Origin of the sequence: Streptomyces sp. DvalAA-14 (assembly GCF_900091855.1) — a bacterium.
In the GTDB taxonomy this organism is placed as follows: Bacteria; Actinomycetota; Actinomycetes; order Streptomycetales; family Streptomycetaceae; genus Actinacidiphila.
On sequence record NZ_FMCH01000258.1, the window covers coordinates 1 to 6,459 of the forward strand.

The window sequence follows — 6,459 nt, forward strand, 5'->3', positions numbered from 1 at the left end:
AGCCGCCACTCCTCGGCGCGGTGCTGGAATTCGGCCTGCCGGGCCTGCTGCAGTTCGTAAGCGAACATGGCTTCTTCTCCTTGGATCGCGTTGCTGTGTTCTGTACTCAGCTTCGTCTCCAAGGGGGGTCGGCCACATCGGGCACCTTCCCGAACTTGTGGCGGCCGCCTCCTCAGACGGCCGTCCCGCGCAAGGCCCGGGGTCCTTAGGGCGGCTCTCCGCGGGCCCGGCGGCGCCTTAGCCCGCGGGCTGATCCTCAAAGATCGCCCGGACAGGGCCTAGCCGACCGCCGAGCCGCCTCAGGCGCAGCACCGGCCCTCGACTTCGCGGCGCCGTCGGGCCGCGGGGTCATCTGAGCGCGACGGCCGGCCGGTCGGCCGGAGCGGCCGGCGCACCGGCCGGCGCCTCGGGCCGGCGGTCGATGCTGATCCGCGGCAGCCGCCGTTCCAGCCAGCCGGGCAGCCACCAGTTGGCGTCGCCCAGCAGATGCATCAGCGCGGGCACCAGCAGCGTGCGCAGCACGAACGCGTCCAGCGTGACGGCCGCGGCCAGGCCGATCCCGAACATCGCGATGACCCGGTCGCCGGTCAGCACGAAGGCCAGGAAGACCGCGATCATGATGACCGCCGCGGAGCTGATCACCCGGCTGGTCTCGGCCAGCCCGACCCGTACCGCCCGCCGGTTGTCGCGGGTCTCCCGCCACTCCTCGTACATCCGGCTGACCAGGAAGACCTGGTAGTCCATGGAGAGGCCGAACAGCACCGAGACCATGATCACCGGCAGGAACGGTTCGATGGGTCCGGCCCGGCCCAGGCCCAGCCACTCGCTGCCCCAGCCCCACTGGAAGATCGTGGTGACGACGCCGAAGGACGAGGCGACGGCGGCCACGTTCATCAAGGCGGCCTTGAGCGGCACGCCGATCGAGCGGAAGGCGAGCAGCAGCAGGAGGCAGCCGAGCCCCACCACGCTGCCGATGAACAGCGGCAGCTTGCCGACCACGACGGCGGCGAAGTCGTCGTAGCTGGCCGTGGTGCCGCCGACGTAGACCTTGAGGCCGCTGCCCCGCTCGGCGGCGGGCAGCACATCGGCGCGCAGCTGCCGGACGAGTTGGGAGGTGGCTCGCGACTGCGGGGCGCTGTCCGGGACGACGGTGATCACGCCGGTGCGGCCGGACGCGTCGAAGTCGGCGGGGCCGACCGAGGCGACGCCGGGGGTGTGCCGCAAGGTGTCCGGCAGCCGGTCCACGGCGAGCCGGGCCGCGCCGCCGTCGGTCGTCGCCACCAGGGTGAGCGGGCCGTTGGTGCCGGGCCCGAAGCCTTTCGCCAGCAGGTCGTACGCCTGCCGGGTGGTGGTGCCGGCCGGGTCGTTGCCCTGGTCGGAGCTGCCCAGCCGCAGGGTCACCGTGGGCACGGCCAGCACGATCATCACCGCGGCGGCGAGCGAGCCGAGCAGTTTGGGGTGCCGTTCCACGAACGCCGACCAGCGGGCGGCGAGCCCGCCGGGCGCTTCCGGCCGCGGGCCCTGCTCGGCCAGTGCCCGGCGCTGGCGGCGGCTCAGCGCGCGCGGCCCGATGTAGGACAGCAGTGCGGGCAGCAGGGTGATGGAGGCGCCGACGGTGAGCAGCACGGTGAGCGCGGCGGCGACCGCGACCCCGTTGAGGAAGCTCAGCCGCAGGATCAGCATGCCGAGCAGCGCCACGCACACCGTGCCGCCGGCGAAGACCACCGCCCGGCCGGTGGTGGCGACCGCCTCCTCCAGCGCCGCGTCGACGCCGAGGCCGCGTTTGAGGCCCCGGCGGTGCCGGGTGACGATCAGCAGCGCGTAGTCGATGCCGACGCCGAGCCCGACGAGCATGCCGAGCATCGGTGCGAAGTCGGCGACGGTCATCCCGTGGCTGAGCAGCCCGATGGCCATGTACGCGGTGCCGCAGCCGATCAGCGCGGTGGCGATGGGCAGCAGCATGGCGGCGAAGGAGCCGAAGGCGAGCAGCAGCACCACGGCGGCGACGCCGATGCCGATCAGCTCGCTGACGTGGGCCCCGGTGCCTTCGGTGCTGCCGACCGCCTGCCCGCCGAGTTCCACCTGGAGGCCGGGATGCTGGGCCGCCTTGGCGGTCTTCACCAGCGCCTCGGCCTGGCCGGCGGGGATGTCGTCGGCGGACTGGCGGTAGTCGACGGTGGCGTAGGCGGTGTGCCCGTCCCGGCTGATCTGACCCACCCCGGTCAGGCCGTAGGGACTGGTGACAGCGGTGACGCCGGGCAGCGTACGGGCCTGATCGAGCACCTTGGTCATGGTCTGCTCGACGTCTCCGGCCCGGACGGTGCCGCCGGCCGGGGTGTGCCAGACGATGGTCTCGCTGTCACCGGCCTGCCCGGGGAAGGCGTCCGCCAGCAGGCTCGCGGCGTGGCCGGATTCGGTGCCCGGGGCGTCGTACTGCTTGGAGTAGGCGGAGCCGGCCACACCCGCGGCGGCGGTCAGTCCGACCAGGGCGGTGATCCACAGGAGCACCACGGTGAGACGGCGGTTGCGACACCACCGGGCGAGTGCGGCCATTGGTTGTTCTCTCCTGACGAGCTCTGCCCGTCGCGCGCTGCCCCGCGGCCGGTTGCGGACCACTGTGCCAGCGAAAGATGATCCTTTGGTCGTTTCGTGCGGTTACTCACAAGAGCGGCCTCTGTGCGTTAAGTACACATAAAGACGGCACCCCGTTTCGGGGTGCCGTCTTTACCCGTGACCTACCGCGGCGGGCGTCGGCGGCCGGTGTCAGCCCTGGACGCCGAGCTTCTCCAGCACCAGTTCACGGACCCGCTTGGCGTCCGCCTGGCCCCGGGTGAGCTTCATGACCGCGCCGATCAGCGCACCGGCCGCGGCGAGGTTGCCGCCGCGGATCTTGTCCGCGACAGCCGCGTTGTCCGCGATCGCCCGGTCCACGGCCGCGCCCAGGGCGCTGTCGTCCGAGACCACCTTCAGGCCGCGCCTGTCCACCACCTGGTCCGGGTCGCCCTCACCGGCCAGCACGCCCTCGATGACCTGCCGGGCCAGCTTGTCGTTGAGGTCGCCCGCGGCGACCAGCGCCGAGACCCGGGCCACCTGCTCCGGGGTGATCGGCACTTCGGGCAGCTCGATGCCGGTCTCGTTGGCGTAGCGGGCCAGTTCGCCCATCCACCACTTGCGGGCCGAGGCGGGGTCCGCGCCGGCGTCGATGGTGGTGAGGATCAGATCGAGGGCGCCGGCGTTCAGCACCGACTGCATCTCGTGGTCGGCGATGCCCCAGCTGTCCTGGAGCCGCTTGCGGCGCAGCCGCGGCAGCTCCGGCAGCCCGGCGCGCAGCTCCTCCACGACGGTGCGGGGCGGGGCGATCGGCACCAGGTCCGGCTCGGGGAAGTACCGGTAGTCCTCGGCCTCCTCCTTGATCCGGCCGGAGGTGGTGGAGCCGTCCTCCTCGTGGAAGTGCCGGGTCTCCTGCAGGATGGTGCCGCCGGAGGACAGGACCGCGGCGTGCCGCTGGATCTCGTAGCGGGCGGCCCGCTCGACGCTGCGCAGCGAGTTGACGTTCTTGGTCTCGCTGCGGGTGCCGAACTTCTCCCGGCCGTGCGGACGCAGCGACAAGTTGACGTCGCAGCGCATCTGGCCCATCTCCATCCGGGCCTCGGACACGCCCAGCGCCTTGATCAGCTCGCGCAGCTCGGCGACGTACGCCTTGGCGACCTCCGGGGCCCGCTCCCCGGCGCCCTCGATCGGCTTGGTGACGATCTCGATCAGCGGGATGCCGGCCCGGTTGTAGTCCAGCAGCGAGTACGAGGCGCCGTGGATCCGGCCGGTGGCGCCGCCGACGTGCAGGGACTTGCCGGTGTCCTCCTCCATGTGGGCGCGCTCGATCTGCACCCGGAAGACCTCGCCGTCCTCCAGTTGGACGTCCAGGTAGCCGTTGAAGGCGATCGGCTCGTCGTACTGCGAGGTCTGGAAGTTCTTCGGCATGTCCGGGTAGAAGTAGTTCTTCCGGGCGAAGCGGCACCACGACGCGATCTCGCAGTTCAGCGCGAGGCCGATCTTGATCGCGGACTCCACGCCGATCTCGTTGACCACCGGCAGCGCGCCGGGCAGGCCCAGGCAGGTCGGGCAGGTCTGCGCGTTGGGCGGGGCGCCCAGCTCGGTGGAGCAGCCGCAGAACATCTTGGTCTTCGTGCCGAGCTCGACATGGACCTCCAGGCCCATCACCGGGTCGTACGACGCCAGCGCGTCCTGGTAGGACATCAGATCCGTGACGGTCACAGTCCTCTTTACCTCTCAGTCCTCGGGCTTCAGTCCGTCAGGATGTCGTCGTCGCTCATCCGGCGCAGTTCGCGGACGAGCAGGGCGACCCCGGTGGCGATGGCGGCGGCGCTGACGACCGCGTCGAGCAGCTTGAGCGTGTCGCTCTCGTCGCGCGCGGTCCTGGCCCGCTTGATGTTGGTGAAGGCGCTGAAGAGGGAGGTGCCGATGGCCAGGTAGGTGCCGGGCCGGCTCTTCTTGAAGCCCTTGGCCTTGGCGACCGGGCTCTTCTTGGCGCTCTGGTTGGTGTTCACAGCTGGGGTGCCTCCTCGAGCAACGGGTGGCCCCACTTCGCGACGAAGGCGGCCTCGACGGCGGCGCCGACCCGGTAGAGCCGGTCGTCCTTGAGTGCGGGTGCGATGATCTGCAGGCCCACCGGGAGACCATCCTCCGGTGCGAGGCCGCAGGGCAGCGACATGGCCGCGTTGCCCGCCATGTTCGTCGGGATGGTGCACAGGTCGGCCAGGTACATCGCCATCGGGTCGTCGGCGCGCTCGCCGATCGGGAAGGCGGTGGTGGGCGTGGTGGGCGACACGATCACGTCGACCTGTTCGAATGCCTTCTCGAAATCCCGGCTGATCAGGGTGCGCACCTTCTGCGCCGAGCCGTAGTACGCGTCGTAGTAGCCGGAGCTGAGCGCGTACGTGCCCAGGATGACGCGGCGCTTGACCTCGGGGCCGAAGCCGGCCTCGCGGGTCAGGGCGGTGACCTCCTCGGCGGAGTGCGAACCGTCGTCGCCGATCCGCAGCCCGTAGCGCATGGCGTCGAAGCGGGCCAGGTTGCTGGAGCACTCCGAGGGCGCGATCAGGTAGTACGCGGCCAGGGCGTAGCTGAACGACGGGCAGGACAGCTCGACGATCTCGGCGCCCAGCTCGCGCAGCAGCTCCACCGACTCGTTGAAGCACTGGACGACGCCGGCCTGGTAGCCCTCGCCGCCGAATTCCTGCACGACGCCGACCCGCAGCCCGGTCACGTCCCCGCTGCGGGCGGCTTCGACGACCGGCGGCACGGGCGCGTCGATGGAGGTGGAGTCCAGCGGGTCGTGGCCGGCGATCACCTCGTGCAGCAGCGCCGCGTCCAGCACGGTGCGGGCGCAGGGGCCGCCCTGGTCCAGCGAGGAGGAGAACGCGACCATGCCGTAGCGCGACACCCCGCCGTAAGTGGGCTTGACGCCGACGGTGCCGGTGACGGCGGCGGGCTGCCGGATGGAGCCGCCGGTGTCGGTGCCGATGGCCAGCGGCGCCTGGTAGGAGGCGAGGGCCGCGGCGCTGCCGCCGCCGGAGCCGCCGGGGATGCGGGTCAGGTCCCAGGGGTTGCCGGTGGGGCCGTAGGCGCTGTTCTCGGTGGAGGAGCCCATCGCGAACTCGTCCATGTTGGTCTTGCCGATGATCACCACGCCGGCGGCCTTCAGGCGCTTGGTGACGGTGGCGTCGTACGGCGGGATCCAGCCTTCGAGGATCTTGGAGCCGACGGTGGTCGGCACGCCCTCGGTGGTGAAGATGTCCTTCATGGCCAGCGGCACCCCGGCCAGCGGGCCCAGCTGCTGCCCGGCGGCGCGCCGGGCGTCCACCGCGCGGGCCTGGGCGAGCGCGCCGTCCCGGTCGACGTGCAGGAAGGCGTGCACCTTCTCGTCCACGGCCTCGATCCGGGCCAGGTGGGCTTCGGTGACCTCGACGGCGGTCAGCTCGCCGGAGGCGATCTTCGCCGCGGTCTCGGCGGCGGTGAGCCTGATGATGTCGCTCACGGTCAGTCCTCCCCGAGGATCTGCGGGACCTTGAAACGCTGCTGCTCCGTGGCGGGCGCGCCGGACAGGGCCTGCTCCGGGGTCAGCGAGGGCCGGACGGTGTCCGGGCGCATGACGTTGGTCAGGGGCAGCGGGTGCGACGTCGGCGGTACGTCCTCGCCGGCCACCTCGGATACGCGGGCCACCGCGCCGATGATGTCGTCGAGCTGCTGGGCGAAGTGGTCCAACTCTTCGCCGGACAGCTCAAGACGGGCGAGCCGGCCGAGGTGGGCGACCTCCTCGCGCGTGATGCCAGGCATGCGTAGCGATCCTCTGGGGGGTGAGATGTCGTTGGTGCCCTCAATCCTATGGGGTCGGCCCCGGCCCCCCGCACCCGCTTTCCCCGGCGCGGGGCGCCGGGCCCG

Annotated in this window: 5 protein-coding genes; all 5 read right to left on the reverse strand. The window is 71.6% G+C overall.

The annotated features are described in order from the left end of the window. Positions 1-348: 348 nt before the first annotated feature. Complete coding sequence (locus tag GA0115240_RS13420; RefSeq protein ID WP_093736907.1) at positions 349-2,553, reverse strand: MMPL family transporter; 2,205 nt, start codon at positions 2,551-2,553, stop codon at positions 349-351. 210 nt (positions 2,554-2,763) lie between these two features. Beyond that, positions 2,764-4,272 (reverse strand): Asp-tRNA(Asn)/Glu-tRNA(Gln) amidotransferase subunit GatB, encoded by a 1,509-nt coding sequence (gene gatB, locus GA0115240_RS13425; protein ID WP_093736908.1) that lies wholly within the window; start codon positions 4,270-4,272, stop codon positions 2,764-2,766. Positions 4,273-4,301: 29 nt separating this feature from the next. Then, positions 4,302-4,565 carry a hypothetical protein gene (locus tag GA0115240_RS13430; RefSeq protein ID WP_093736909.1) on the reverse strand — a complete coding sequence of 88 codons (264 nt, stop codon included), beginning with the start codon at positions 4,563-4,565 and terminating at the stop codon, positions 4,302-4,304. Then, positions 4,562-6,055 (reverse strand): Asp-tRNA(Asn)/Glu-tRNA(Gln) amidotransferase subunit GatA, encoded by a 1,494-nt coding sequence (gene gatA / locus GA0115240_RS13435; protein WP_093736910.1) that lies wholly within the window; start codon positions 6,053-6,055, stop codon positions 4,562-4,564. The genes GA0115240_RS13430 and gatA overlap by 4 nt, the downstream gene beginning before the upstream one ends. Before the next feature lie 2 nt (positions 6,056-6,057). Continuing rightward, entirely contained in the window at positions 6,058-6,354 is a 297-nt protein-coding gene (gene gatC, locus GA0115240_RS13440; protein WP_093736911.1) for an Asp-tRNA(Asn)/Glu-tRNA(Gln) amidotransferase subunit GatC, read from the reverse strand. Between the last annotated feature and the right edge of the window lie 105 nt (positions 6,355-6,459).